The following is a 25,420-nucleotide window of genomic DNA, read 5'->3' as shown; positions in this document are numbered from 1 at the left end:
GCTGCTCCTCGGTGGCCAGCTTGGTGAGGTACGGGCCGATGATGTCGTTGTGCAGGCCGATGGCGAGGCCCGGCGCGGCGGCCTTGGTGAACTCCTCTGCGAGGACGGAGGCGTACCGGAAGTCGGGGTTGCCCCCGCCGCCGTGCTCCTCCTCGACGGCGATGCCGAGGAGGCCCTGGCGGCCGGCGGCGCGCCACGCCTCGCGGGAGACGATGCCGTCCTTCTCCCACTGCTCGTAGTGGGGCAGCACCTCCTTCTCCAGGAAGGTGCGGACGACCGCCCGGAAGGCTTCGTGGTCCTCGGTGTAGAGCGTGCGCTTCATGCGGTCTTCGACTCCTGGGTGGGCGGGACGTCCGGGGCGGGGCGCAGGGCGGGCACGGCCCAGTCGCGGGCGACCTCGGCGGTGTCGGCGCCGGGCAGGGCGGGTCCGGTGCGGAGCGTGCCGGGGGTGGCGGAGAAGCGGGGCGCGGGGGCCGGCTGGACCAGCCCGCCGTGCTCGGCGAAGGTGGCGCGGGCCGCGAGGTGCGGGTGGCCGGGGGCCTCGCGGAGCGAGAGGACGGGGGCGACGCAGGCGTCGGTGCCCTCGAAGACCTCGGTCCACTGCGCGCGCGTACGGCTCCGGAAGCGCGCGGCGACGGCCTCGCGCAGCTCCGGCCAGCGGGCGAGGTCGCCTCGCAGGCCGTCGGCGTCCGGGAGGTCGAGAAGGCGGGCGAACTCGGCGTAGAAGCGGTGCTCCAGGGCGCCGACCGCCATGTGGCCGCCGTCGGAGGTCTCGTACACGCCGTAGAAGGGGCAGCCGCCGTCGAGGAGGTTCGAGCCGCGCCGGTCCTGCCAGCCGCCGGCCGCGAGCATGGCGTGGATCATGCTGGTGAGGTGGGCGGTGCCGTCCACGATGGCCGCGTCGACGACCTGGCCCTCGCCGTGCGTCCGCGCGTGCTGGAGGGCGGCGAGGACGCCGATGACGAGGTAGAGCGAGCCGCCCGCGTAGTCGCCGACGAGGTTGGCGGGGACGGTCGGCGGGCCGTCCGGGTCGGGGCCGATCATGCCGAGGGCGCCGGTGACGGCGATGTAGCCGATGTCGTGGCCCGCCGTGTGGGCGAGCGGCCCGTCCTGGCCCCAGCCGGTCATCCGGCCGTAGACGAGCCGGGGGTTGCGGGCCAGGCACGGCTCGGGGCCGACGCCGAGGCGTTCGGCGACGCCGGGGCGGTACCCCTCGACCAGGACGTCGGCGCGCTCGACCAGGTCGAGGACGGCGGCGGGGCCCTCGGGGGACTTGAGGTCGAGGAGGACCGAGCGCTTGTTGCGGTTGGTGAGGTCCTTGGCCGGGTCGACGCCGAGGCCGGCGCCGCCGGGACGGTCGACGCGGACCACGTCGGCGCCGAGGTCGGCGAGGAGCATGGCGGCGAAGGGGCCGGGGCCGATGCCGGCGAGTTCCACGACCCGGACACCGGCGAGCGGGCCGGTCCGCTCGGTCTGCCTCGTCTGCATCGAGCCCCCAGAGTGTGTGACACCAATGATGTAACACCGAAGATGCTAGGAACGTGTTCCACTCGGCACAAGCCCCCCGGCCGAGCAAGCGCTTGGAAATTCGGTGGGGCGGCCCGGTCCGCTATCCTCCGCCGACGACGACGCCGAGGGACGGGAGTGGGGCTCGATGGAGACAGGGGCGGACGCGGGGCGGGAGGCCGGCCGGGAGACGGGGGCGCGGCCGTACGACGTGGTGCTCTACGGGGCGACCGGGTTCGTGGGCGAGCTGACCGCGGAGTATCTGGCCGAGCACGCCCCCGCCGGGTGCCGCTGGGCGATCGCCGGACGCTCACCCGCGAAACTGGCGGCGCTGCGGGACCGGCTCGCCGCCGGCCGACCGCACCTCGCCGGACTGCCGCTGCTGGTCGCCGACGCGGAGGACCCCGTGTCGCTGCGCGCGCTCGCCGGCGCGGCGCGGGTGGTGGCCTCCACCGTCGGCCCGTACGTCTGGTACGGCGAGGGCCTGGTCGCGGCCTGCGCGGACGCCGGCACCGACTACCTCGACCTGACCGGCGAGGCCGAGTTCGTCGACCTCATGTACGTCCGCCACGACGCCCGGGCCCGGGAGACCGGCGCCCGGATCGTGCACGCCTGCGGCTTCGACTCGGTGCCGCACGACCTCGGCGTGCTCTTCACCGTGGAGCGGCTGCCGGAGGGCGTACCGCTGCGCGTCGACGGCTTCGTCCGGGCCGGCGCCGTCTTCTCCGGCGGCACCTTCGCCTCCGCGCTGACCGCCTTCGGACGCGGCCGGCAGATGCTGCGGGCGGCCCGCGACCGCCGCCTGCACGCGCCCCGGCTGGTCGGCCGGCGGGCCCACGCGCCCCTGGGCGCGCCCCGGTTCAGCACCGAGACGGGCACCTGGGCGTTGCCGCTGCCGACCCTGGACCCGCAGGTGGTGGCCCGGTCGGCCGCCGCCCTGGAGCGGTACGGCCCCGACTTCCGCTACCGCCACTACGCCTCGGTGAAGACGCTGCCGATGGCGCTCGGCGGCACGGCGGCGCTGGGCGCGGCCGTCACCGCGGCCCAGGTGCCCGCCGCGCGGCGCTGGCTGATGGACCGGTACGCGGCGGGCAGCGGCCCCTCCGCCGAGCGGCGCTCCCGCAGCTGGTTCACGGTCCGCTTCGTCGGCGAGGGTGGCGGACGCCGGGTCTTCACCGAGGTGTCGGGCGGCGACCCCGGCTACGACGAGACGGCGAAGATGCTGGCCGAGTCCGCGCTCTGCCTCGCCCTGGACCCGCTGCCGAAGACGGCGGGCCAGGTCACGACGGCGGTGGCGATGGGCGACGCGCTCATCACCCGGCTCCGGGCGGCGGGACTCCGCTTCCGGGTGGCGCACGCGGAGTAGCGGGCGGGCCGGGGGCGCGCCGGTCGACCGGCGCGTGTCCGGACGGCCGGCGGCCCGCGCGCCGGAGTCCCGTCGGTGGTCAGCCGCCGGCGGGGCTCCGGAACGGCCGGTGTGCCGCCGGCCGGTGACCCGGCGGCCCCGGACTCACCAGCCGACCATGTCGGCGGGCGCGGTGTGCTCCGCGACGATCGCGTCGATCTCGATCTCGACCAGCCAGGCGGGGTCGATGAACCGGGACACCTCGACGAAGGTGCAGGCGGGACGGACCCCGGCGAACCGCTCCCCGTGGGCGCGGGCGGCCTCCCGCCAGGTGGTGGCGTCGGTGAGCATCACACGGGTGCGGACGACGTCGGCGAGGCGGGCGCCCGCCTCGCGCAGGGCGGCCTCGGCGATGTCGAGACAGCGCACGGTCTGGGCGTAGACGTCGCCGGGCGCGGAGGTGGTGCCGTCGGGCGCGATCGGGGCCGTACCGGCGACGGAGACGTACGGGCCGTGCCGTACCGCGCGGGAGAAGCCGATCTCCGGTTCGAGCGGCGAGCCGGAGGAGACGAGCCGTCGGGGGGTCGTGTGCAGGTCCATCCGCTCATCCTGCCCACCGCGCGCGCCGGTCAAAGCCGGGGCGCGGAGGGGCTTCAGGGCCCCATGAGCCGGAAGGGGTGCCCGGCCGGATCGGCGTAGACCCGCCACGACGCCGCGCCCTCGGCCGCGTCCGTGCCGCTCAGCGGTACGGCTCCGAGGGCGAGCACCGCCTCGTGGGCGGCGGCCGGGTCCGGGACCCGGATGTCCAGCAGGAACTGCTGCTCGGGGGCGCCCCATACGGGCGGCCGGTGGTCGGCCACGTCCTGGAAGGCGAGGACCGGCCCGTGCGCGTCGCGCAGCACGGCGGAGCCGGCGCCCACGGCCAGCCCCGGATCGGGGGCGTCGACCTCGCCGCCCAGCAACTCCCGGTAGAACCGGGCGAGTCCGAAGGCGTCGGGGCAGTCCAGCACGACGCACCGCAGCCGCCCGTTCACCCCGTGGTCCAGTCGGCGAGCACGTACAGGATGGCGCAGGTCCAGGCGAGCGCGGAGAGCGCGGCGACGGCGAGGACGACGGGCAGCGCGCGGCCGCCGGAGCGACGGCGGGGGCCCGTGGTGACGGGGGTGGCCATGGGGATCACTGTGCCGTGCGGGTCTGACAGCGGGCATCCGTACGGCTACTCAGCCGGTACTCAGCCGCGCGCCTCCGCGAGGGCCCGCCGGCAGAGCGCGTCGGCGCGCCGGGTGGTCTCGGGGATCCGGTAGCGCGGGGTGAGCGCGAGGGTGTGCGCGCAGGCGTTGGCCAGGGAGATCCGGTGTCCGACCGAGACGAAGACGGGTTTCACCCCGCGCCGGGTGCGCAACGCCCTTCCGACCTCCTCCCCTTGGGCGAGGAGCGGGGTGAAGTCGCCCCGTTCGCCGCCGGGTTGTTCGTAGGAGAAGGTGAAGGGGTTCTTGGCGACGCCGATCGAGACCCGGCCGGTGAGCACGCCGAGGTGGCCGGCGAGCCCGAACCGGCGCGGGTGGGCGAGGCCGTAGCCGTCGCAGACCAGGAGGCCGGGGTCGGCGGTGAGCGCGTCCAGGGCGGCGAGCACCGTGGGGATCTCCCGGAAGGCCAGCAGCCCCGGCACGTACGGGAAGGAGACCCGTCCCACGGCGGTGGCCTCCTCGACCACCTCCAGGGTCCCGGCGTCGAGGACCACGGCGGCCGCGGCGACGAGGTCGCGCGCGTCGTCGTAGGCCACGTCGAGACCGGTGACGTGCCCCTCCCCCACCGGCGGCCCGTCCTCGTCCAGCACGAGCCGTCCGCGCAGCGCGTGCTGGACGGCCAGTGCCGCCGCCTCGTCGGCGGGCCAGTCCGCCGGAACCCCGATGATCGCCATGCCGGTCACCCTACGGCGGGCGGCCTGGGGTACCGTCCCCGCCGTGACCGCGATCGACGCCCTCGTGCGCCTCTGCCCGCCGCCCGCCGATCCCCCGCCCGCCGTGGACTGGGCGGAGGTGGAGGGCGCCCTCGGGGTGCCGCTGCCCGCCGACTACAAGCTGCTGGTCGAGACGTACGGCGCGGGGATCTTCACCTCGACGGTGTGGCTGCTCGCCCCGGAGTCGGCGCGCGCGGACTGCCTGTTGCTCGCGCAGGCGGCCGAACGGGACGAGATCCTGGCCTCGTTGTGGGACGACGTCGGCGAGGAGCGGCCCGAGGAGCTGGAGGAGCCCGGCGCGCGCGTGGTGCCGTGGGCGTTCGAGGAGGGCTCCGGGGCGTTCCTGTACTGGCTGGTGCGGCCCGGCATCCCGCCCGAGGAGTGGCCGGTCCTCTACAACGAGGGGCGCGGCCCGCTCTGGGAGCACCACGGCCCGGGCTGCGCCGCCTTCCTCCACGCGGTGCTCACGGGCACGGCGGAGACCTCCTACTTCGGGTACCTGTACGAGGTCCTGAAGCCCACCGAGCACCGCTTCGAGACCGCCGCCGAGACCCTCGGGGGCTGATCGTCCCGGCGGGCCCCGCCGGTAGCCTTGCACGCATGTTCGTACTGGAATTGACCTACACCGCGCCCGTCGAGCGGGCCGACGCCCTCATGGACGCGCACATCGCCTGGCTGGACGAGCAGTACGCCGCCGGGGTGTTCCTCGCGTCCGGGCGGAAGAACCCGCGCGACGGCGGCGTGATCCTGGCCGCCGGGGTCGACCGGGCCGCGATCGAGCGGATCGCGGCGGCCGACCCCTTCAGCGCCGAGGGCGTGTGCGCGTACCGGATCACCGAGTTCTACGCGTCGAAGACCGTCGAGGGCCTGGCCGGCTACCGCGAGCAGCCGCCGGCCTGACCCGCGAGGGCTCAGCGGCGGGCGAGCCGCGCGATCCTGCCCTTCTCGCCCGAGGCCCAGCAGCCGCCGTCCGGGGCGCAGTCCACGGTGTCGTACGAGCCGGTGTCCACGGTCCGCCAGGTGCGGCCGCCGTCGCGGGTGAGGTCGGTGCCGGTCGGGCCGACGGCGAGGGCGGCGGTCCTGGAGTGCGGGAGCCACGCGACGCCGGAGCGGTACGCGGGCGGGGGCGTCCCGGCGGGGGTCCAGTCGCGCCCGCCGTCGGCGGTGACGGCGGCGGCCGCCGGCGAGGGCTGCCCGGCGCGGTAGTCGCCGCCGACGGCGATGCCGTGCTCGCGGTCGCGGAAGGCGAGGCCGAAGACGCCCCGGGCCGGGTCGCCGCCCGGGACCGGGCTGTCCGTGACGGTCCAGGTGCGGCCCCGGTCGGCGGAGTGGAAGACCCGGGCGGTGGCGCCGCCGCCGGTCGCGAACCAGACGTCCCCGCCGTGTCCCCGGTCCGCGGTGACCAGGCACTGCCCGCTCGCGGCGAAACCGGCCTCGCCGGGCAGGGCCGCGGGCATGCCGGAGTCCGGCAGGACCTCCCACGTCCGGCCGCCGTCCCGGGTGGACAGGATCCGGAACCTGCCGTCGACCGGGTCGCTCAGGGCGAGGCCGTGGCGGCGGTCGAGGAAGGTCACGCAGTCGTAGAAGGCGCGCGGGTCGGTGTTGCGGAACGCCTCGGTCCAGGTGGCGCCGCCGTCCTCGGTGCGCAGCAGGCGGGACGCCTCGCCCTCGCCGATCGCGAGGACGACGGCCCGGCGGGCGTCCAGGGCCTCGACGTCACGCAGCTCCAGACCCTCCCCGCCGGGCGGGGAGACGTCACGCCAGCTCCGGCCGGCGTCGGTGGTGCGCAGGACGGTGCCCCGGGAGCCGGCGGCCCAGGCGGTGCGGTGGTCCACCGCCGCCAGGCCGCGGAAGCGGACGTCGGTCCCGGTGGGGGTGAGCCGCCAGCCGGCCCCGGGCACGGGGGCCGGGGCGGCGGCCGCTGGGGCCGGACCGGAGGCGGTGGTGGAGGCCGTGGGGGCCGTGGGGGTCGCCCCGGCCCGCGCGGGGGCCGCGAGGGTCAGCGCCAGCGCCGCCCCCAGCAGTCCCGTCAGCCCCGCCCGTCCCGCCGTCATCGTGCGTCGCGCCGTTCGCATCTTTCGCACAGGAGTCATGGCGCCGGAAGCTAGCGGCGGCGGCCCCGGCCCGTCCAGAGGGCGTCCCGCTCGGCGCCGTCGGGGTGCGGGGCGCACCGGGCGTTCCTAGGCTGGGCGCATGACCGAGGGAACAGCGGAGACCGGGGCGGAGCCCCCTCTCGCCGAGAAGCCGCGGCTCAAGGAGTACGACGGCGAGGGCATCACCGTGACGTTCGAGCCGCGGCGCTGTCTGCACGCGGCCGAGTGCGTGCACGGTCTGCCCGAGGTCTTCGACCTGTCCCGCCGCCCGTGGGTGCTGCCGGACGGCGCCACGCCGGAGCGGGTCGCCGAGGTGATCCGGCGCTGCCCCTCGGGCGCGCTCCAGTACCGGCCGGCCCCGGGCGGCGCGGCCGAGGCACCGGACGTCCCCACCACCGTGCGCCGCTCGCCCTCCGGCCGGCTGGTGGTCCGGGGCGACCTGCTGGTCGCGGGCGGGGCGGGGGTCCGGCGCGAGACGCGGGTGGAGCTCTGCGGGTGCGGCGCCTCCGGGAACCAGCCGTACTGCGACCACTCGGGGCCCTGCGCTCAGCCGGACGAGGACGCCGACGACGTGGCCGAGGAGCGCCGGTGACCCGGTGAACCGGTGACGGCGGCGGCCGCCCGTGCCGCCGGCCCTTTCCCCGTCCCGCGTTCCGCGCCGTGCGGGGCGCCATCCGCCCCGATGTCCCTTTCGTCCCCCGGTGACGCACCTCACGCAGGCAGTGAGTGCACGTTTCGGCGGTTCCGCTCGTCTTCATGGGTGTCAGGTGCCCTGGTGTCGGGGAGACGCTCAGGATCGCAACCGCGCGAGAGGAGTTTGCCGTGTCCGCCGTGATCGAGCAGCCCGTCCAGGCCCGTATGGTCGCCTCCGCTCCCCGGATGGAGACCGTCCCCGCCACCCTTCGCTACGACCGCGAGGATCCGTACGCGGTCAGCATGGCCTTCCCGCCACCGGCCACCCTGGAGGGCGTCGAGGTCTCGTGGGCCTTCGCCCGGGAGCTGCTGGTGCAGGGCGTCGAGCGGCCCGCCGGCGACGGCGACGTACGGCTCCGTCCGTACGGCTACGACCGCACGGTCGTCGAGTTCCACGCGCCGGAGGGCGTGGCCATGGTCCACGTGCGCACCTCGGAGCTGCGCCGCTTCCTGGAGCGCTCGCAGCACCTGGTGCCGGCCGGGCGCGAGCACCAGTACCTCGACTGGGACCGGGACCTGGCCGAACTGCTCGGCGGCCTGCCGTAGGGCCGGCCGTCCCCCTCCCCGCTCCCCGGGCCGCCGTGAAAACCGCTTGCCTCCCCTCCGCGCGGGTCCTACGGTCGACGAGGTCAGATCGCCTCCCGATCGGAGAAGGAACGTTGTTCATCTGAGGTCCCGAGACACCGTGCCGCGTGTGGCCCCCGTGCCGTGCGCGCCGTTCTCGACCTCGGTGGACGAGCCGTTCCCCACGCTGCCCGCGCCCCGGTGTCTCACGCGTCGCACACCGTCCACGCTCACACCGTGCTCGCGGCACCGGAGGCCCTCGTGTCACATCACCCCGTCTTTCTCTCCGCCACCTCGCTCTCCTTCTCCTGGCCCGACGGCACCGAGGTCTTCGACGACCTCCGGGTGACGGTCGGTCCCGGCCGTACCGGCCTGGTCGGTACGAACGGTTCGGGGAAGTCCACCCTGCTCCGGCTGCTCGCGGGCGAACTCGCGCCCACCGCGGGCTCCGTGGCGTCGTCCGGCCGGATCGGCCACCTACCGCAGAACCTGGTCCTGGACACCGGCCTGCGGGTCGACCGGATCCTCGGGATCGACCGCACGCGCGCCGCGCTGCACGCCGTCGAGGCGGGCGACGCGGCCGAGGAGCACTTCACCGTGATCGGCGACGACTGGGACGTCGAGGAGCGGGCCCGGGCCGCGCTCGACGGGCTCGGTCTCGGCTCCGTCGACCTGGACCGCACGGTCGGCGAGGTGTCCGGCGGCGAGTCGGTGCTGCTGCGGCTCGCGGCGCTGCTGCTGGCCCGGCCGGACGTGCTGCTGCTCGACGAACCCACCAACAACCTCGACCTGTACGCCCGTTCACGCCTCTACGCGGCGGTGGAGAGCTGGTCCGGGGTGATGGTGGTGGTCAGCCACGACCGGGAGCTCCTGGAGCGGGTCGACCAGATCGCCGACCTCCACGACGGCGGGGTGAGCTGGTACGGCGGCCCCTACTCGGCATACGAGGAGGCGCTCGCCGCCGAACAGGCGGCGGCGGAGCGGATGGTGCGCGTCGCGGAGGCGGACGTCCAGCGGCAGCGGCGCGAACTCTCCGACGCCCAGATGAAGTTGGCGCGGCGCAGGCGGTACGCGCAGAAGAGCTTCGAGAACAAGGCGGTGCCGAAGGTGGTGGCCCACACCCGGCGCGGCGCGGCCCAGGTGTCGGCGGGCAAGCACCGCAACCTGCACGCGGACCGGCTGGCGGACGCGCGGGAGCGGCTGGACGTGGCGGTGGAGGCGGTGCGGGACGACGACGAGATCCGCGTCGAGCTGCCGCACACCGCGGTGCCGGCGGGCCGCGAGGTGCTGCGGCTGCGGGATCTGCGCCTGCGGTACGGGGCGCGGGTCGACGGCGCGTTCGAGCTGAGGGGTCCCGAGCGGATCGCGCTGGTGGGCCGCAACGGCGCGGGCAAGACGACGCTGCTGCGGACGCTCGCCGGGGAGCTGGAGCCGGTGTCCGGGGAGCTGGAGACGCTGGTGCCGCTCCGCTTCCTGCCGCAGCGGCTCGACCTCCTGGACGACGGGCTCAGCGTCGTGGAGAACGTGGCCCGGTTCGCGCCCACGGCGTCGGGGAACGCGATCAGGGCCCGGCTCGCCCGGTTCCTGTTCCGCGGAGCGCGGGCGGACCGGCTCGTGGGCACCCTGTCGGGCGGGGAGCGGTTCCGGGCGGCGCTCGCGGCGCTGCTGCTGGCGGAGCCCGCTCCGCAGCTGTTGCTGCTGGACGAGCCGACGAACAACCTGGACATGGCGTCGGTGCGGAAACTGACGGCGGCCCTTCGCGCGTACGAGGGGGCGCTGGTCGTGGCCAGTCACGACCTGACGTTCTTGGAGTCGCTGGGGATCACGCGCCGGCTGCTCCTCGACGGCCACCTGCGGCCGACGTCGGCGGAGGAGCTCCGGACGTTCTCGGGATCAACGGTGCAGTAACGCCCAGGACTTGGTGCCACCCTCGGACGTCAGGGCGGGCGCCAGGCCCCAGTCTCCGCCCTGCTCCTCGACCGCCGCGGCCAGCAGCCACATGCTGCGGCTGCGGCGGTCGCGGCACCGCTCGGCCTGGTCCGGCCGACGATGGGCCGGATGCTGGTCGTAGAGGACGATCCGCAGGGCGTCGTACTGCCAGCGGACGCGCAGCGCCATCTCCCGGTCGGGGGTGAACCGATAGGCGGCGGCGACGAGTTCGGAGGCGGCGAGGGAGGCGGTGTCGCGGAGTTCGGCGAGACCGTGGCGGTCGAGGAGGCCGTGGACGGCGTGGCGGGCGAGGCCCGCGCAGTAGGCGCCACCGGGGAGCAGCATCGAGTAGCTGAGGTTCTCCGTGGCGGGGGGTATGGGCCCGGCGGCCGGGACGGCGGCCGGAAGGCAACGCAGGGCGCCCTTCATCGGATTGCTCACATTTCCTGTACATGGGGGTGCTCTGCACACGGTCATGGTCGCCCCGTGTGAGACTTGCGCTACCGACCGTAGCGCAGATGCGGAGCACAGTGCTACTACTTGCACGTAGTGGCGCTGTTTCCGGACAGGGAGCGATCAGCGGCACGGAAGTCGGACGGCAGGGGGCCGCCCGGCAGGACGAGGGAGAACGACGTGCCACCCAGGAGCAGCCCCACCGCGCGCCAGCAGCGACTCGGCGCGGAACTGCGCAAACTGCGCGAACAGTCGGGGATGTCGGCCCAGCAGGCCGCCGCCCTCCTGGGGGTCGACCGCACCCGCATCCCCAACGTGGAGTCCGGCCGCTTCGGCATCAGCCCCGAGCGGGTGCGGACCCTGGCCTTCAACTACGGCTGCCCCGACACCGGCCTCGTCGACCTGCTCGCCGCCATGGCACAGGAGCGGGACCGCGGCTGGTGGGAGGAACACCGCGGACTCCTGCCGCCCACCCTCCTCGACATCGCCGAACTCGAATACCACGCCGCCGAGTTGGCCACCGCGGTGACCACCCACGTCCCGGGGCTCCTCCAGACCGAGGAGCAGGCCCGGGCGGTCTTCGACACCGCCGTGCCACTGCTGCCCGGACCCGACCTGGAGGCCCGGCTCGCCCTGCGGCTGCGCCGCCAGGAGACCCTGGACCGGCCGGTGCCGTACGAGGCCGTGATCCACGAGGCGGCGCTGCGCATGCAGTTCGGCGGCCCCAAGGTCGCCCGCGCCCAACTGGAGCACATCCTGGACCAGTCCGAGCGGGCCACCGTCACGGTGCGGGTCATCCCCTTCGCGGCGGGGGGTTTCCCCGGCGCGGGACAGTCGTTCACCTATGTGTCCGCGCCCGTGCCGCAGCTCGACACCGTGCAGCTCGACTCCTCGCACGGCTCGATGCTCCTCGACTCCGACATGAAGCTGCGCCGGTACCAGGGACTGCTGGAACGGCTGCGCGGACTGGCCCTGTCCACCGCCGACTCCCGCGCGTTCATCCGCTCGATAGCCCAGGACCTGTGAAGGACCCCCACCATGAACGTCACCACCTCCCCCTCCCCCGCCACCTCCTCCGCCCGCGTCGACATCGCCTGGGGCGACGCCTTCTGCAGCGAGGGGGCCAACTGCTTCCGCTTCGGCCTCGACGACGCCGGCCGGGCCTACATCGGCTCGACCCTCAGCCCCGGCGAGTACGTCAGCGACTCGGTGGAGGCCCTGCGCGCGCTGATCTCCGCGGTGAAGTCCGGCGCGGCCGACCATCTGCTCTGAGTAGCCGATCAGTTGCTCACGGGTGACCGTCGCCGACGTGACCTGCGTCTCCTACGCCCGACGCGAGCTGCGCACATAACGGAAGGTAACCGGACAAGCTCCAAGCGGGGCTTGGACGCCGCCTTACGGAGCCTTAACCTACGGTCTCGTAACCTACGAGTCCGTAGGTAGTTCCGTTTTTGCCCTTCTCCGTCCCCAGGAGTTCCCGTGACGCTCACCTCTCCCCACCTCGGCAGCTCGGCAGGGTGGACCGACGCGCGCTTGCTGTACGCGTTGGAAGAGGTGGTGGAGCAGGAGCTCAACCGGCACCTCAAGGTCGCCAAGGACTGGATGCCGCACGAGTACGTGCCGTGGTCGGACGCCCGGAACTTCCCGGGCTTCTTCGAGGACGGGGAAGCCTGGGACCCGTCCCAGTCGAAGGTGACGGACATAGGGAAGACCGCCCTCGTGGTCAACCTCCTGACCGAGGACAACCTGCCGAGCTACCACCACGAGATCGCCAGCCTCTTCGGCCGCGACGGCGCCTGGGGCACCTGGGTGCACCGCTGGACCGCGGAGGAGGGGCGGCACGGCATCGTCATGCGCGACTACCTGCTCGCCTCCCGCGCCGTCGACCCGGACAAGCTGGAGCAGTTCCGGATGGCGCACATGAGCGAGGGCTTCGAGTCGGACAACCGCCACTCGATGCTGCACTCCGTGGCGTACGTGTCTTTCCAGGAGCTCGCCACCCGCATCTCGCACCGCAACACCGGGCACCAGTCCGGTGATCCCGTCTGCGACCGGATGCTCGCCCGCATCGCGCTCGACGAGAACCTGCACATGATCTTCTACCGCAACCTGCTGAAGGCCGCGCTGGAGATCGCCCCCGACCTGGCCATGCAGGCCGTGCGGGACGTGGTCGTCGACTTCCGGATGCCGGGCCACGGCATCCCCGGCTTCGAGCGGGCCGCCGCGCAGATGGCGATCGGCGAGATCTACAACATGCGCATCCACCACGACGACGTCCTGGAGCCGGTGCTCCGGCACCTCAAGGTCCTGGAGATCGCCGGCCTCGGCCCCGACGGGCTGCGCGCCCAGGAGGAGCTGGGCCTCTACATGAACGGGCTGGACGCGGAGGCGTCGAAGTTCGACGAGAAGCTCGCCGCCCGCAAGGCCCGGATGGCCGCCCGCGCCGCGGGCTGATCCCCGCCGCCACACCGGCGGGACCCTCACGTACCGCCATCGCGGGACGTCGCGTTCCGCCGCCACCGGCGGAACCCCATCGCACGGCCGAGGCGGCCGGGGCCGTCAGCCCCGGCCGCCTTCGCGGCGGAGCCGGAGCCGCTCCTTCTCCGAGAGCCCGCCCCACACCCCGAACCGCTCGTCGTGCGCGAGCGCGTACTCCAGGCAGGCCACGCGCCCCTCGCAGGCGCCGCAGAGCTGCTTGGCCTCGCGGGTCGAGGAGCCCGGGGCGGGGAAGAAGAACTCCGGCCCGGCCTGGGCGCACAGCGCGTCCTCACGCCAGGAGAGGTCGGCGGCGGGGCGGGGGGCCGGGAAGGTCAGCACGGCGGTGTCGGTCTGCATGGCTCCACTCTGGCGCGGGGCGCTAAACACACCGTCAACGTCCGATCAATGCGGCTCGTCGGCCGCGCCGGAACCGTTCTCCTCCGTCCGCTTCGCCCGGCTCGGCTGGACCCGCTTCGGCTCGCCGGGCATCTTCGGGTAATCCGGCGGGTAGGGCAGGTCCCCCAGCTCGTGCTCGGCCTCGTCGCGCCGGGCCAGTTCGAGCAGCGGCTCCAGGTCGAAGCGCTCGTCGTCCATGTCCGCGTGCACGTCGCCCAGCTCGGCGTAGCGGGCCGGCATCGTGCGGATGTCGAAGTCCTCCGGCACCGCGTCGTCGACCTCCTCCCAGCGCAGCGGGGCGGAGACCGGGGCGTGCGGGCGCGGGCGGACCGAGTAGGCGGAGGCGATCGTGCGGTCGCGGGCCGCCTGGTTGTAGTCGACGAAGATCCGCTCGCCGCGCTCCTCCTTCCACCACTTCATGGTGACCCGGTCCGGCATCCGCCGCTCCAGCTCCCGTCCGCAGGCGATGGCGGCGCGCCGGACCTGGACGAAGGTCCAGTCGGGGCGGATCGGGACGAAGACGTGCAGGCCCCGCCCGCCGGAGGTCTTGGGCCAGCCGCGCAGCCCGTATTCGCCGAGGACGGCCCGCAGTTCGTGGGCGGCCCGCACCGCGTCGGCGTAGTCGGTGCCGGGCTGCGGGTCGAGGTCGAGGCGCAGCTCGTCGGGGCGGTCGGTGTCGGCGCGCCGCACCGGCCAGGGGTGGAAGGTGACGGCGCCGAGGTTGGCGGCCCAGAGCACGGCGGCCGGCTCGGTGGGGCACAGCTCGTCGGCCGAGCGCCCGCTCGGGAAGGTGATGTGCGCGGTGGGGATCCAGTCCGGCAGGTGCTTCGGGGCCCGCTTCTGGAAGAAGGACTCGCCCGTCACCCCGTCGGGGTACCGCTCCAGGGTGGTGGGCCGGTCCCGCAGGGCGCGGGTGATGCCCTCGCCGACGGCGAGGTAGTAGCTCACCAGGTCGAGCTTGGTGTAGCCGGGCTCCGGGAAGTAGACCTTGTCCGGGTTGGAGACGCGGACGGTGCGGCCGCCCGCCTCCAGTTCCACCGCTGCCGCCTTGCCTGCCATGAGCGCCACCCTAGGGCTCGCCGCCCCATGTCGCATACCGGACAATCGACCCATGGATCTGCCGGTGATGCCGCCCGTGAAGCCGATGCTCGCCAAGGCCGTGAAGAAGATCCCGCCCGGGATGCAGTACGAGGCCAAGTGGGACGGCTTCCGGGCGATCGTGCACCGCGACGGTCCCGAGCTGGTCATCGGCAGCCGCACCGGCAAGCCGCTCACCCGCTACTTCCCCGACCTCGCCGCCGCCCTGGCCGAGCGGCTGCCCGAGCGGTGCGTGGTCGACGGCGAGATCGTCATCGAGCACGAGGGGCGGCTCGACTTCGACCGGCTCTCCGAGCGGATCCACCCGGCCGACTCCCGGGTCCGGATGCTCGCCGAGACCACGCCGGCCCGCTTCGTCGCCTTCGACCTGCTGGCCCTCGGCGACGACGCGCTCCTCGACACCCCGCTGTCCGAGCGCCGCGCGGCCCTGGAGCGGATGCTCGACGGCACCACCGCCCCGCTCCACCTCGCCCCCGCCACCCGGGACCCGGAACTGGCCGCACGCTGGTTCGAGCGGTACGAGGGGGCCGGGCTCGACGGGGTGATCGCCAAGCCGCTCGACCTGCCCTACCGGCCGGACGCCCGGCTGATGTACAAGGTCAAGCACGAGCGCACCGCCGACGTCGTCGTGGCCGGATACCGCTTCCACAAGAGCGGCCCCGTCGTCGGCTCGCTCCTCCTCGGCCTGTACGACGACCGGGGCGCCCTCCAGCACGTCGGCGTCTGCGCCGCCTTCAGCGCCGGGCGCCGGGCCGAGTTGATCGAGGAGCTGGAGCCGCTGCGGATGGACCCGCCCGACGGGCACCCCTGGGCCGCCTGGGCCGAGGAGGCCGCGCACGCCGGGGCCCGGCTGCCGGGCGCGCCGAGCCGCTGGTCGGGCAAGAAGGACCTGTCGTGGGTGGCGCTGCGGCCGGAGCGGGTGTGCGAGGTCGGCTACGACCACATGGAGGGCGACCGCTTCCGGCACACCGCGCAGTTCAAGCGCTGGCGCCCGGACCGCGCCCCGGAGTCGTGCGGTTACGCACAGCTCGAGGAGCCCGTCTCGTACGACCTGTCGGACGTGCTGGGCTGACCGGACGGGCCGACGATCTTCCCGGTCCCGGCGCCTCGGCGCCACGTGATTTCCTTCACACCGGCAGTGTCGTCCAGGGGCTTGCGCGGCGCCCGGCCGAGCCGCCCGCCACCCGGCCGCGGTCCCGATACGCAGGAACCGTGCGCAAAGCCGGTCCGGCGCCGTGCCCCGTACCTGCGGGAACGCCGGTGCGCGCGATCACCGGGGTAAGGCGGTGCCGGAGGGGTGCGCCCGCGCACCCGGAGCGGGCCGCGCGCCCCCAGGGCCCACCGCGGCCCCGAGGGTGCCGGAACCGCTCCCGCCATCCGGTACGTATGGAGGTGAGAGCCCTTCCCGTCCGCCCCCACGAACCGCTAGGACTGACCCGTGATCGCCTCGCCCTCTCCCCTCGTGCCCGTCCCGATCCCCGACCGCGTGGCCGCCCTCATCGGCTCCTGTCTGCCCGCGCACGTCCTCCAGGCGGAGATCGAGGCGGACTGCGCGGCGCGCGAGGTCTACCGCTTCCGCGGGCCGCTCTGCGCGGAGGACCGGGCCGACCGCGAGCACGCGCTGGCCGCGCTCGCCCGGGCCAACAAGATCCTGGCCAGGCACCACCCGACGCTGCCGGTACGGCCCTGACGCCGGTGCCGGTACGGCCCCGGGGCCCGTGCCGGCACTCCCCTGACGCCGCCGTCGACACGGGCCCGGGGCCGTCGCCCGTTCGGCGGCATCCCACGGGCAGCGGGGGCGGCACGGTGTGACGCTGCGAGGGTGACCACGACCACCGACGCAAGCCCGGCGGCCCCGGCCGCGCCCGCGCCGCTCGAAGGCCGCCGCCGCAACATCGTCTTCGGCACGATCATGCTCGGTGTGCTGCTGGCCGCGCTCGACCAGACCATCGTGGGCACCGCCCTGCCCACGATCGTCGCGGACCTCGGCGGCGCCGCCCACATGTCGTGGGTCGTCACCTCCTACCTGCTCGCGGAGACCGTGGCGACGGTCCTCGTCGGCAAGTTCGGCGACCTCTTCGGCCGCAAGCTGATCTTCCAGATCTCCGCGATCGTCTTCATCACCGGCTCCTTCCTCTGCGGCCTCGCCACCAACATGACGCTGCTGATCGTCTGGCGCGGCCTCCAGGGCATCGGCGCCGGCGGCCTCATGGTCACCGCGATGGCGCTGATCGCCGACGTGATCCCGCTGCGCGAACGCGGCAAGTACCAGGGCGCGATCGGCGCCGTGTTCGGCGTCTCGACGGTCATCGGGCCGCTGCTCGGCGGCCTGTTCACCGACCACGCCAGCTGGCGCTGGGCCTTCTACGTCAACGTGCCGATCGCCATCCTCGTCGTGATCGCCGCCGCCCGGACGATCCCCTCGGTCCGCTCGGCCAGCCGGCCCGTCATCGACTACCTGGGCATCGCGCTGGTCGCGATCGGCTCCAGCGCCCTGATCCTGGCGACCAGTTGGGGCGGCAACGAGTACGCCTGGAGCTCCGGCGTCATCATCGGGCTCTTCGCCGGCGGCATCGTCGCCCTCGGCCTCTTCTGCTGGGCGGAGGCCCGGGCGGCCGAACCCATGCTGCCGATGCGGCTGTTCCGCAACCCGGTCTTCACCGTCTGCTCGGTGCTCAGCTTCGTCGTCGGCTTCGCGATGCTCGGCGCGATGACCTTCCTGCCGACCTACCTCCAGTACGTGGACGGGGACTCCGCGACGATCTCGGGCATCCGGACGCTGCCGATGGTCGTCGGCCTGCTCATCGCCTCGATCTACAGCGGCAACGTGGTCAGCAAGACCGGGCACTACCGGATCTTCCCCATCGTCGGCTGCGCCGTCATGGGCCTGGGGCTCTATCTGCTCTCGCTGATGGACGAGAACACGAACACGTGGCTGGAATCGCTGTACATGTTCGTGCTCGGCGTCGGCATCGGCCTGTGCATGCAGGTCCTCACCATCGCCGTGCAGAACACCGTCGACTACGCCGACCTCGGCACCGCCACCTCCGGCGTCACCTTCTTCCGCACGCTGGGCAGCTCCTTCGGCACCGCCGTCTTCGGCACGATCTACACCAACTCCCTCAAGCCCAACCTCACCACCGGCGTGGCCGAGGCGTCCGTCCTCGGCGGACCGGTCGGCATCCCGCCGGAGACGGTCGCCAAGGCCGCGACGAGCCCGCAGGGCGTGCACGCGCTGCCGGGCGGGGTCGCCGACCCGATCGTGCGGGCCTACGCCGAGACCCTGCACACCGTCTTCCTGTGGACCGTGCCGGTCGCCGTCGTCGGCTTCGTCGTCGCCCTCTTCCTCAAGCAGGTGAAGCTGCGGGACTCGGTCCGCGAGGCCGCCCCCGACATGGGCGAGGGCTTCGCCTCCCCCACCGGCAGCGGCGACTCCGCCAAGCTCCTGGAACTCTCCGTGGGACGGCTGCTGCGCCGGGTCGACATGGACACCGCCCGCCGGATCGTCGCCGGCTCCGACACCCGCCTCGACACGGCCGGCGCCTGGGCGGTGATGCAGGTGGAGCTGCACACCCGGACGGTCGGGCACGCGAGCCTCGGGCTGATCGCGGCGAGCCGGCGGCTGCCGCCCGAGGTGATCTTCCCGGTCTTCGACCGGATGGTCGACGAGGGCTTCCTCACCCGGGACGGCAACCTCCTCTCCCACACCCCGGCCGGTGCCCGCGAGGCCGAGGTCATCACCCACGCCTGGGGCGACTGGCTCGCCGACCGCCTGGAGCGGGAGCGCGGCCGGCCCAGCGGCCCCGAACTCCGCGCCGCCGCCGACGCCATCGCGAAGAAGGTCGTCGCGGAGGACCTCGCCTCGGGCATGCCGACGGGCCACCCGGAGAAGAAGCCGGTGTCCGTGGGCAGCTGACCGGGACGGCGGGGGGTCAGGCGTCCGGGAAGTCGCCGTCGACGTAGACCCAGGCGCCGTCGTGGCGGGTGAAGCGGCTGTGCTCGCGGAGGGAGCCGGGCTCGCCGGCGTGGACGTAGCGGGCGGTGAAGGTGACGGTGCCCCGCTGGTGGAAGGCGGTGCCGTCGGTGGTGGCCTCGATCTCCAGACCGGTCCAGCGCATGCCGGGGTCGAGTTCGAGGGTCCCCGGACGGGTCTCGGGGGCCCAGGTGCGCAGCAGATAGGCCGCGTCGCCGGCGACGAAGGCGCTGTAGCGGGAGCGCATCAGCAGTTCGGCGGTGGGCGCGGTGGCGCCGGTACCGGCGTGGAAGCGGCCGCAGCAGGCGCCGTACGCGGCGTCGAGACCGCAGGGGCAGGGCGTGTCGGCGGTGAGGGCCGGGGCGGGCGCGGGTGTGCGGGGGCGGGGCTTGCGTCGGGACATGCGGCCATTCTCTCCCGGCGCCGGCTGCCCGGGATGCGGACGGCGGCGTGGACGCCGGGGCCGCTTCGGGCCGTCCGGAGGGGGCGGCCGAGTAGCGTACGGGACATGCGACTGACGATTCTCGGAGGCGGCGGGTTCCGGGTGCCGCTGGTGTACGGCGCGCTGCTCGGCGACCACGCCGAGGGGCGGATCACCCACGTCACCCTGCACGACCTGGACGGGGACCGGCTGACGGCCGTCGCGCGGGTCCTCGCCGAACAGGCCGAGGGGGTGCCGGACGCGCCCGCCGTGACGGCCACCACCGACCTCGACGAGGCCCTGCGCGGAGCGGACTTCGTCTTCTCCGCGATCCGGGTCGGCGGCCTGGAGGGCCGGGCCGCCGACGAACGGGTGGCGCTGGCCGAGGGGGTGCTGGGCCAGGAGACGGTGGGCGCGGGCGGGATCGCGTACGGCCTGCGGACCGTGCCGGTCGCCGTCGGCATCGCCCGCCGGATCGCCGCGCTCGCCCCGGACGCCTGGGTCATCAACTTCACCAACCCGGCCGGGATGGTGACGGAGGCGATGTCCCGGATCCTCGGCGACCGGGTCGTCGGCATCTGCGACTCCCCCGTGGGCCTCGGCCGCCGGGTGGCGCGGGTGCTCGGCGTGGACCCGGACCGGGTGGGGATCGACTACGCGGGCCTCAACCACCTGGGCTGGCTGCGCGGGCTGCGGGTGGACGGCCGGGACGAGCTGCCGCGGCTCCTCGCGGACGAGGCGCTGCTCGGCTCCTTCGAGGAGGGCAGGCTCTTCGGCACCGAGTGGCTGCGGTCGCTGGGCGCGGTCCCCAACGAGTACCTGCACTACTACTACTTCAACCGGGAGGCGGTCGCCTCCTACCGGGGCGCGGCGAAGACCCGGGGGGCGTACCTCCTGGAACAGCAGGCCGGCTTCTACGCGGAGGCGGCGAAGCCCGAGGTGCGGGCCCTGGACGCCTGGCACCGCACGCTCGCCGACCGCGAGGCGACGTACATGGCGCACAACCGGGAGGCGGCGGGCGCCGGGGACCGGGCCGAGGAGGACCTGGAGTCGGGCGGCTACGAGAAGGTGGCGCTGGCGCTGATGCGGGCGATCGCCCGGGGCGAGCGGGCCACGCTCATCCTCAACGTCCGCAACGGCACCGCGCTGCCGGGCCTCGACGCGGACGCGGTGGTCGAGGTGCCGTGCCTGGTGGACGCCGACGGCGCCCGTCCGCTGGCGGCGGACCCGCTGCCGGACCACGCGATGGGGCTGGTGTCGGCGGTCAAGGCGGTGGAGCGGGAGGTGCTGGCGGCGGCGGAGAGCGGTGCGCGGGCGACCGCGGTGAAGGCCCTCGCGCTGCACCCGCTGGTGGACTCGGTGGGCGTGGCCCGCCGGCTGCTCGACGGCTACACGGCGGCGCACCCGGGGCTCGCGTACCTGCGCCCGTGAAAGCGACGGGGGGCTGGCCCGCGGGCCGGCCCCCCGTGACGCGCGCGTGCGGTCAGGGCTTGCGGGCCACGGCGGCCCAGCCCGGGATGGGGCCGTCACCCTGGACCTGCACCGGCTCCCCCAGCTCGGGGTGCCACTCGGCGGTGAGCGCCACCCCGGGCTCGACGAGCTCCAGGCCGTCGAAGAAGGCGGCGAGCTCGTCGCGGGTGCGGGGCCGCAGGGTCAGCCCGCGGGCCTTGTACATGCCGACGGCCTTCGCCGCGCCCTCGGGGTCGAAGTCCCCGGTGACGTGCGAGAGGACCAGGTAGCTGCCCGGGGCGAGCTGGTCGACGAGCTTCGAGACGAGGGACTGGGCGCCGTCCTCGTCGCCCAGGAAGTGGAGCAGGGCCAGCATCGACAGGGCGATGGGCTGGTCGAAGTCAAGGACCTTTCCGGCCCTTTCGAGGATGGTCTCCGGGTCGCGGGCGTCCGCCTGGATGTACTCGGTGGCCCCCTCGGGGGTCGAGCGCAGCAGGGCGGCCGCGTGCGCGAGCACGATCGGGTCGTTGTCGCAGTAGACGATCCGGGAGTCCGGCGCGGCCTCCTGCGCGATCTGGTGCAGGTTGGGCTCGGTCGGGATGCCGGTGCCGACGTCCAGGTACTGGCGGACGCCGTGGGCGCTGAGCCAGCGGATGGCGCGGTGCATGAAGGCCCGGTTGACCCGGGCCATGTCGCGGCCGCGGGCGTCGACGGTGAGGAGCTGGCGGGCCATCTCCTCGTCGACGGGGTAGTTGTCCTTGCCGCCCAGGAACCAGTCGTACATCCGCGCCGGGTGCGGCTTGCTGGTGTCGATCCGAATCTCGCGGACGGATGCGGGGTCCTGGGTCATCGTCGGCTCTCCTGGTAGGGACGAACGGGTGGCGCTGCTACAAGAGTTACGTGACGGTGGTGGTGCGGCGGAAGGGGTCAGGTGAGGAGAAAGTCAGCCTGACCGGATTTGGCCCCCGCGATGAACGCGGCGATCTCCCCGTGGGTGTAGATGAGGGCGGGTCCTTCAGGGTCTGCGGACTGTCGCACGGCGACCCTGCCGTCGGCCAGCTTCATGGCCTCCACGCAGTTGCCCCCGTTCCCGCCGCTCCAGGGCTTGTGCCATCCCTCGGCACCGAGCTCCGCGGCGGGCATGCCGTTGTATATGCGATCCATTCACAGCTCCTTGCGGAGATCCCGGAGGATCTCCTTCGTGCGTTGTGCAGTCGCGGCCTGCGCCGCCATACGGTCCATGACCTCCAGGTGGGACGCCACCTCGGGGCGCGCGTCGAGGTAGACGGCGCCGGTCAGGTACTCGCTGTAGACCATGTCCGGGAGTTCGGGCATGGCGAAGCGGAAGAGGACGAACGGACCGTACGTGCCGGGGTGGTGGCCGGACGCGAACTCCGCGATCTGCAGGGTGACGTTCGGCAGCTCGGACGCTTCGAGCAGCCGGTCGAGCTGGTCGCGCATCACCTCGGGCCCGTCGCCGACCGGCCGGCGGAAGACCGTCTCGTCCATGATGACCCAGAACTTCGGGGCGTCCTCCCTGGTCAGCAGGGACTGGCGCTCCATCCGCAGGGCCACATGCCGATCGATGTCCTCTTCCCTGGCGGCGTCGTCGCCGCCGCCGACCGCTCCGCTGCGCAGAATGGCGCGGGCGTACTCCTCGGTCTGGAGCAGACCGGGGACGAACTGGGGTTCGTAGGCCCGGATGAGGCTGGCGGCCCCCTCCAGGCTGACGTACATGGAGAACCAGCCGGGCAGCACGTCGTGGAACCGCTGCCACCAGCCGGGCAGGTTGGCCTCCTCGGCGAGGGCGACGAACGCCTCCGCCTCGGGACCGTCGATGCCGTACGCGCGCAGCAGCAGCTGGACGTACGGGATCTTCAGCGCGATCTCGGCGGTCTCCATCCGGCGGATGGTGGCCGGGGCGACGTGGAGGACCTTGGCGGCCTCCTCGCGCTTGAGGCCCGCGCGCTCGCGCAGATCCTGCAGACGCCGGCCCAGGACGACCTGTCCCACCGTCGGGGCGGACCGCGGCTCGCTCACTCTCAGACCTCCCCGACGCGCTGTTTCGACGAGTGTGCCACGAAGCCCGGCCAGAGAGAACACGGCACTCTGCAATTTTCAGAGTGCCACTTGCCAAGTGTCCGAGTCAGGAGGACAGTGTTCCGGTGAACCAGTACAGACTGCCGCCGGTGCGCCCCCGCGCCCCGGCGACAGTGACGTACGGCAGCCCTGCCCACTGTTGTGAGGAACCGGTCGTGGCTTCTGGTAACGCGCAGCCCTCAGGTCTCATGAGCTCCCGAGTCATGGCCCAGCGCCCCCAGCCCCACCACGACCCCCTGTACCGGGATCCCCACCGCGAGCCGCACCGGGACCCCCACCACCGCGAGCCGTACCACCGCGACCCCCTCCACCGCTTCGCCTTCGAGCTGCCCGCCCGCACCGAGTCCGTGGGCCGCGCCCGCCGCCTCACCGAGGAGCGGCTGGTCCTCTGGGGCCGCGGACCGGAGATACGCGACACGGCCGCCCTGGTCGTCTCGGAACTGGTCACCAACGCGGTCCTGCACACCGCGAGCAGCCGGATCGTCTGCGAACTCCGCCAGGGCGCCGACGCCCTCCGCATCGCCGTGCGCGACGAGGGCGGCCCCGCCGGCCCCCGGATCCGCGACTGCGGCGCGGACGAGCGCGGCCGCGGCCTCCTCATCGTCGACGCGCTGTGCGCGTCCTGGGGCGCCGAGCGCACCGGACACGGCACGGCGCAGATCGTCTGGGCGGAACTCCCGCACCACCTGGGGGAGCCATGCTGAAGTCGATGACCACCCTGCTCGTCCCCCGCGCCCGCCGCTCCCCGGAGAACGGCCCCGGCCGCGGACCCTCCCTCACCGCCACCCGCCTCACGGTCCCCGTCGGCCTGAACACCGGACTCGGCTGCGACGCCGTCGGCGTCCCCGCCCGCTTCGGCTTCAAGATCCTCTCCCGGCTCCCCGCCAAGGGCTGCGTGTACGCCGACACCGACTGGTGGTGGTGGCTCGTCCCGGCCCGCTCCGACCTCGACCTGGTCTGGCCGCTGCCCGCCTGCTACGCCCCCGGCGCCGAGATCCCCGACCGCTCCCCTCGCCTGATCCACCACCCGGACGGCACCTCGCCCTACACCCCGCCGATCCCGCTCTACCTGCTGACCTGCCAGCTCACCGGCATCGCCCCGGCCTGGCCGGCACCGCAGGTGCGCAGCGCCCTGTGACGGTCCGGGCCCCCGGCTGCGTAGAGTCGGCCCCATGTTCACCCCGCAGGGCCCGACCCTCCGCGAACTGACCGCCCAGGCGCTGTCCTCGGTCGAGCACGGCTACGACCTGCTCGCCCCGAAGTTCGACGCGACGCCCTTCCGCACCCCGGACCGGATCCTCACCGCGGTGGCCCGCGCCCTGGAGGAGCTGGGCCCCTTCGACGCGGGCCTGGACGTCTGCTGCGGCACCGGGGCGGGCCTCCCCGTCCTCCGCTCGGTCTGCGCGGGCCGGGTCGCGGGCGTCGACTTCAGCGCGAACATGCTGGCCGAGGCCCGCCGCCGGGACCCCGCCGCGACGCTGGTCCGCGCCGACGCCCTCGCCCTCCCCTTCACCGCCTCCTTCGACCTGGCGGTCAGCTTCGGCGCCTTCGGCCACTTCCTGCCCGCCGCCCAGCGCGTCCTCTTCGCCCAGGTCCACGCCGCCCTGCGCCCCGGCGGCCTGCTCGCCTTCCCGCTCCCGGCCCCGCCCCCGGTCGGCTCCCGCGCCTACTGGACCCTCTGGGCCTTCGACGCGGCCATGCGCGTCCGCAACGCCGTCTGGCGCCCGCCCTTCGTCATGTACTACCGCACCTTCCGCCTCTCCGACGTCCGCGCCCTCCTGGAGGAGACGGGCTACGAGGTCACCCACCAGCCCCTCCCCGACTTCGGCACCCGCGACGACGGCGGCCCGCACTGCCGGCTGGTGGTGGCGCGGAAGGTCCGGGAGGTCAGGGAAGGGGGCCGCTCCACTGCGCCTCGTCGCCGGTGAAGCCGACGGTCACGCCCACCTCCAGCACGTCCCCGGACCGGGGCGGGACGTCGAAGGCGTAGGCGGCCACGGCCCTGCGCCCGGGCAGCAGGTCCCCGTCGAGCGGCAGGATCCCCTGCTCCGCGTCGAACACCCCGGCGACCTCCCGGCCGTCGCCGTCCCGCCCCTGGACCTGCACCGTCACCAGCTTGAGCCGTTCGCCGGAGCCGTTGCGGACGGTCACGTCCACCTTCACCGCGGTGTTCTCCGCCTTGTGCCCGGCCGCGCCCTCGGCCGGCGTGAACCGCTCCGGCGCCGACACGGTCACCTCGACCCCGTCGGCGTACCGGTGGGTCGTACCGAAGGGCAGCAGGCCCTCGGCGGCGGGCTCGGCGGACGGCGAGCGGACGGGGGTCTCGCGCGGCGCGGACGCCGGGGGCGCGGGCGGCGTCGTGGAGGCCGTGGCTCCCCCTCCCGGGTCGTCGTCGCCGAAGGCGCCCGTGCCGACCAGGAGGCCGGCGACGCCGACGGCGAGGACCATCACCCCGATCAGCGCGAGCAGCCACCGGCGGCGGCCGGGAGGTGAGGCGCCCGGTCCGCTCAGCGGGCCGGGCGGGGGGCCGGCGGGCGGCCCCGACGGTGGTGCGCCGCCGTGGGGCGGCCGCCCGGGACCGGAACCGTTCGCGTCGCCCATGGCACGCCTCCGCAGTCCCCGAGAGGGTTGTCCTCAGATTAGGCGGCGCATGCGGAAAGCGCCGGTCGATGAAGTCATCGACCGGCGCTTTCCGTGTGGTGTCCGAGGGGGGACTTGAACCCCCACGCCCGATAAAGGGCACTAGCACCTCAAGCTAGCGCGTCTGCCATTCCGCCACCCGGACAGGGTGTGTGTTCGCGGGTGTTCCCCGCGGCGACATGGATAACTCTACCAGGGGTTGGCGGGCGCTTTCACCGGCGTTTTCCGTGGTCAGTCGGGGGTGGTGGAGGGGGCGGCCCGTGCGCCGGCGGACCCCGGGTCACGACCGGGCGCACGGGGACCGCCCATCCCCGGGGATGCC

Annotated in this window: 31 protein-coding genes and 1 tRNA gene; 16 read left to right on the top strand and 16 right to left on the bottom strand. The window is 74.1% G+C overall.

Annotated features, from left to right (window positions below):
• Positions 1 to 322, bottom strand: a 322-nt coding sequence (locus IE321_RS24990; RefSeq protein ID WP_190224596.1) for an acyl-CoA dehydrogenase family protein, incomplete at its 3' end; no start/stop codon positions are given.
• The gene (locus IE321_RS24985; RefSeq protein WP_190224595.1) at positions 319 to 1,488 is read right to left on the bottom strand and encodes a CaiB/BaiF CoA transferase family protein; all 1,170 of its coding nucleotides are present in this window, start codon (positions 1,486 to 1,488) and stop codon (positions 319 to 321) included. The genes IE321_RS24990 and IE321_RS24985, both read right to left, overlap by 4 nt.
• A 166-nt stretch (positions 1,489 to 1,654) precedes the next feature.
• Here IE321_RS24985 and IE321_RS24980 point away from each other — a divergent pair, with 166 nt between their 5' ends.
• Positions 1,655 to 2,872 (top strand): saccharopine dehydrogenase family protein, encoded by a 1,218-nt coding sequence (locus IE321_RS24980; protein ID WP_190224594.1) that lies wholly within the window; start codon positions 1,655 to 1,657, stop codon positions 2,870 to 2,872.
• A gap of 144 nt (positions 2,873 to 3,016) precedes the next feature.
• Here IE321_RS24980 and IE321_RS24975 read toward each other — a convergent pair whose 3' ends face one another.
• Genes IE321_RS24975 through IE321_RS24960 form a run of 4 tightly spaced genes read right to left on the bottom strand, consistent with a single transcriptional unit; the run spans position 3,017 to position 4,772 of the window.
• Positions 3,017 to 3,451, bottom strand: coding sequence for a RidA family protein (locus tag IE321_RS24975; protein WP_190224593.1), 435 nt, complete (start codon positions 3,449 to 3,451; stop codon positions 3,017 to 3,019).
• Positions 3,452 to 3,504: 53 nt separating this feature from the next.
• Positions 3,505 to 3,885, bottom strand: a complete 381-nt coding sequence (locus tag IE321_RS24970) for a VOC family protein (protein WP_190224592.1) — start codon at positions 3,883 to 3,885, stop codon at positions 3,505 to 3,507.
• Complete coding sequence (gene mmpA, locus IE321_RS24965; protein WP_190224591.1) at positions 3,882 to 4,022, bottom strand: morphogenic membrane protein MmpA; 141 nt, start codon at positions 4,020 to 4,022, stop codon at positions 3,882 to 3,884. The genes IE321_RS24970 and mmpA overlap by 4 nt, the downstream gene beginning before the upstream one ends.
• Positions 4,023 to 4,082: 60 nt before the next feature.
• Positions 4,083 to 4,772, bottom strand: a complete 690-nt coding sequence (locus IE321_RS24960) for an endonuclease V (RefSeq protein ID WP_190224590.1) — start codon at positions 4,770 to 4,772, stop codon at positions 4,083 to 4,085.
• Between the two features lie 43 nt (positions 4,773 to 4,815).
• On the opposite strand from IE321_RS24960, the gene IE321_RS24955 reads away from it, so the two are divergent.
• Together IE321_RS24955 and IE321_RS24950 are read left to right on the top strand one after the other, a co-directional pair.
• Positions 4,816 to 5,376, top strand: a complete 561-nt coding sequence (locus IE321_RS24955; protein WP_226652773.1) for an SMI1/KNR4 family protein — start codon at positions 4,816 to 4,818, stop codon at positions 5,374 to 5,376.
• A gap of 35 nt (positions 5,377 to 5,411) precedes the next feature.
• A complete protein-coding gene (locus IE321_RS24950; protein ID WP_031004604.1) occupies positions 5,412 to 5,711 on the top strand; it encodes a YciI family protein in 300 nt (99 codons plus the stop codon).
• Positions 5,712 to 5,722: 11 nt separating this feature from the next.
• Here the strand turns inward: IE321_RS24950 and IE321_RS24945 are convergent, their stop codons facing one another.
• Positions 5,723 to 6,886: a WD40/YVTN/BNR-like repeat-containing protein gene (locus IE321_RS24945; protein ID WP_229916530.1), complete on the bottom strand. Its 1,164-nt coding sequence runs from the start codon at positions 6,884 to 6,886 to the stop codon at positions 5,723 to 5,725.
• 118 nt (positions 6,887 to 7,004) lie between these two features.
• Here IE321_RS24945 and IE321_RS24940 point away from each other — a divergent pair, with 118 nt between their 5' ends.
• From IE321_RS24940 to IE321_RS24930, 3 genes are all read left to right on the top strand, one after another.
• Positions 7,005 to 7,496: a (4Fe-4S)-binding protein gene (locus IE321_RS24940; protein ID WP_190224589.1), complete on the top strand. Its 492-nt coding sequence runs from the start codon at positions 7,005 to 7,007 to the stop codon at positions 7,494 to 7,496.
• Between the two features lie 230 nt (positions 7,497 to 7,726).
• Complete coding sequence (gene ssgD / locus IE321_RS24935) at positions 7,727 to 8,143, top strand: spore wall synthesis regulator SsgD (protein WP_043231242.1); 417 nt, start codon at positions 7,727 to 7,729, stop codon at positions 8,141 to 8,143.
• Between the two features lie 279 nt (positions 8,144 to 8,422).
• Positions 8,423 to 10,069 (top strand): ABC-F family ATP-binding cassette domain-containing protein, encoded by a 1,647-nt coding sequence (locus IE321_RS24930; RefSeq protein ID WP_190224588.1) that lies wholly within the window; start codon positions 8,423 to 8,425, stop codon positions 10,067 to 10,069.
• On the opposite strand, the gene IE321_RS24925 is transcribed toward IE321_RS24930, so the two are convergent.
• On the bottom strand, positions 10,055 to 10,531 hold the full coding sequence (locus IE321_RS24925; protein ID WP_226652774.1) for an ATP-binding protein: 477 nt from the start codon (positions 10,529 to 10,531) through the stop codon (positions 10,055 to 10,057). The two genes, IE321_RS24930 and IE321_RS24925, sit on opposite strands and share 15 nt — an antisense overlap.
• 192 nt (positions 10,532 to 10,723) lie before the next feature.
• On the opposite strand from IE321_RS24925, the gene IE321_RS24920 reads away from it, so the two are divergent.
• From IE321_RS24920 to IE321_RS24910, 3 genes are all read left to right on the top strand, one after another.
• Complete coding sequence (locus IE321_RS24920; protein WP_190224587.1) at positions 10,724 to 11,569, top strand: helix-turn-helix domain-containing protein; 846 nt, start codon at positions 10,724 to 10,726, stop codon at positions 11,567 to 11,569.
• A 12-nt stretch (positions 11,570 to 11,581) separates the two neighbouring features.
• A complete protein-coding gene (locus tag IE321_RS24915; RefSeq protein WP_190224586.1) occupies positions 11,582 to 11,815 on the top strand; it encodes a hypothetical protein in 234 nt (77 codons plus the stop codon).
• Between the two features lie 207 nt (positions 11,816 to 12,022).
• The gene (locus IE321_RS24910; RefSeq protein ID WP_043231236.1) at positions 12,023 to 12,997 is read left to right on the top strand and encodes an acyl-ACP desaturase; all 975 of its coding nucleotides are present in this window, start codon (positions 12,023 to 12,025) and stop codon (positions 12,995 to 12,997) included.
• Positions 12,998 to 13,102: 105 nt separating this feature from the next.
• Here the strand turns inward: IE321_RS24910 and IE321_RS24905 are convergent, their stop codons facing one another.
• Positions 13,103 to 13,378, bottom strand: coding sequence for a WhiB family transcriptional regulator (locus tag IE321_RS24905; RefSeq protein WP_051842824.1), 276 nt, complete (start codon positions 13,376 to 13,378; stop codon positions 13,103 to 13,105).
• A 45-nt stretch (positions 13,379 to 13,423) separates the two neighbouring features.
• Positions 13,424 to 14,476 carry a non-homologous end-joining DNA ligase gene (ligD, locus tag IE321_RS24900; RefSeq protein WP_190224585.1) on the bottom strand — a complete coding sequence of 351 codons (1,053 nt, stop codon included), beginning with the start codon at positions 14,474 to 14,476 and terminating at the stop codon, positions 13,424 to 13,426.
• 52 nt (positions 14,477 to 14,528) lie between these two features.
• Here ligD and IE321_RS24895 point away from each other — a divergent pair, with 52 nt between their 5' ends.
• The 3 genes from IE321_RS24895 to IE321_RS24885 all read left to right on the top strand — a co-directional run bounded on the left by IE321_RS24895 (position 14,529) and on the right by IE321_RS24885 (position 18,431).
• Positions 14,529 to 15,587, top strand: coding sequence for an ATP-dependent DNA ligase (locus IE321_RS24895; RefSeq protein ID WP_190224584.1), 1,059 nt, complete (start codon positions 14,529 to 14,531; stop codon positions 15,585 to 15,587).
• 369 nt (positions 15,588 to 15,956) lie between these two features.
• Positions 15,957 to 16,205 (top strand): hypothetical protein, encoded by a 249-nt coding sequence (locus IE321_RS24890; protein WP_370531499.1) that lies wholly within the window; start codon positions 15,957 to 15,959, stop codon positions 16,203 to 16,205.
• Between the two features lie 132 nt (positions 16,206 to 16,337).
• Positions 16,338 to 18,431 carry an MDR family MFS transporter gene (locus IE321_RS24885; RefSeq protein ID WP_190224583.1) on the top strand — a complete coding sequence of 698 codons (2,094 nt, stop codon included), beginning with the start codon at positions 16,338 to 16,340 and terminating at the stop codon, positions 18,429 to 18,431.
• 16 nt (positions 18,432 to 18,447) lie between these two features.
• On the opposite strand, the gene IE321_RS24880 is transcribed toward IE321_RS24885, so the two are convergent.
• Positions 18,448 to 18,891 carry a YchJ family protein gene (locus tag IE321_RS24880; RefSeq protein WP_043231225.1) on the bottom strand — a complete coding sequence of 148 codons (444 nt, stop codon included), beginning with the start codon at positions 18,889 to 18,891 and terminating at the stop codon, positions 18,448 to 18,450.
• Positions 18,892 to 18,996: 105 nt separating this feature from the next.
• Between IE321_RS24880 and IE321_RS24875 the strand changes: the two genes are divergently transcribed.
• Positions 18,997 to 20,340, top strand: coding sequence for a 6-phospho-beta-glucosidase (locus IE321_RS24875; RefSeq protein ID WP_043231223.1), 1,344 nt, complete (start codon positions 18,997 to 18,999; stop codon positions 20,338 to 20,340).
• A gap of 52 nt (positions 20,341 to 20,392) precedes the next feature.
• Here IE321_RS24875 and IE321_RS24870 read toward each other — a convergent pair whose 3' ends face one another.
• From IE321_RS24870 to IE321_RS24860, 3 genes are all read right to left on the bottom strand, one after another.
• Positions 20,393 to 21,208, bottom strand: coding sequence for an SAM-dependent methyltransferase (locus IE321_RS24870; RefSeq protein WP_043231221.1), 816 nt, complete (start codon positions 21,206 to 21,208; stop codon positions 20,393 to 20,395).
• Positions 21,209 to 21,285: 77 nt separating this feature from the next.
• Positions 21,286 to 21,522 (bottom strand): DUF397 domain-containing protein, encoded by a 237-nt coding sequence (locus tag IE321_RS24865; RefSeq protein WP_030495614.1) that lies wholly within the window; start codon positions 21,520 to 21,522, stop codon positions 21,286 to 21,288.
• A complete protein-coding gene (locus tag IE321_RS24860) occupies positions 21,523 to 22,398 on the bottom strand; it encodes a Sco1979 family transcriptional regulator (protein ID WP_190224582.1) in 876 nt (291 codons plus the stop codon).
• Positions 22,399 to 22,646: 248 nt separating this feature from the next.
• On the opposite strand from IE321_RS24860, the gene IE321_RS24855 reads away from it, so the two are divergent.
• Genes IE321_RS24855 through IE321_RS24845 form a run of 3 tightly spaced genes read left to right on the top strand, consistent with a single transcriptional unit; the run spans position 22,647 to position 24,386 of the window.
• Entirely contained in the window at positions 22,647 to 23,162 is a 516-nt protein-coding gene (locus tag IE321_RS24855; RefSeq protein ID WP_229916527.1) for an ATP-binding protein, read from the top strand.
• Entirely contained in the window at positions 23,156 to 23,596 is a 441-nt protein-coding gene (locus IE321_RS24850) for a hypothetical protein (protein ID WP_051842821.1), read from the top strand. The genes IE321_RS24855 and IE321_RS24850 overlap by 7 nt, the downstream gene beginning before the upstream one ends.
• A gap of 34 nt (positions 23,597 to 23,630) precedes the next feature.
• Positions 23,631 to 24,386, top strand: a complete 756-nt coding sequence (locus IE321_RS24845) for a class I SAM-dependent methyltransferase (protein WP_190224581.1) — start codon at positions 23,631 to 23,633, stop codon at positions 24,384 to 24,386.
• Here the strand turns inward: IE321_RS24845 and IE321_RS24840 are convergent.
• Together IE321_RS24840 and IE321_RS24835 are read right to left on the bottom strand one after the other, a co-directional pair.
• On the bottom strand, positions 24,346 to 25,059 hold the full coding sequence (locus IE321_RS24840; protein ID WP_190224580.1) for a DUF4352 domain-containing protein: 714 nt from the start codon (positions 25,057 to 25,059) through the stop codon (positions 24,346 to 24,348). The genes IE321_RS24845 and IE321_RS24840 overlap by 41 nt on opposite strands.
• A 96-nt stretch (positions 25,060 to 25,155) precedes the next feature.
• A tRNA-Leu gene (locus IE321_RS24835) sits at positions 25,156 to 25,243 on the bottom strand.
• Positions 25,244 to 25,420: the final 177 nt, after the last annotated feature.

This window comes from Streptomyces hydrogenans (genome assembly GCF_014656075.1).
GTDB classification, from domain to species: Bacteria; Actinomycetota; Actinomycetes; order Streptomycetales; family Streptomycetaceae; genus Streptomyces; species Streptomyces hydrogenans.
Note: the sequence above shows the minus strand (reverse complement) of the source record. Positions and strands in the feature narration are given on the sequence as shown.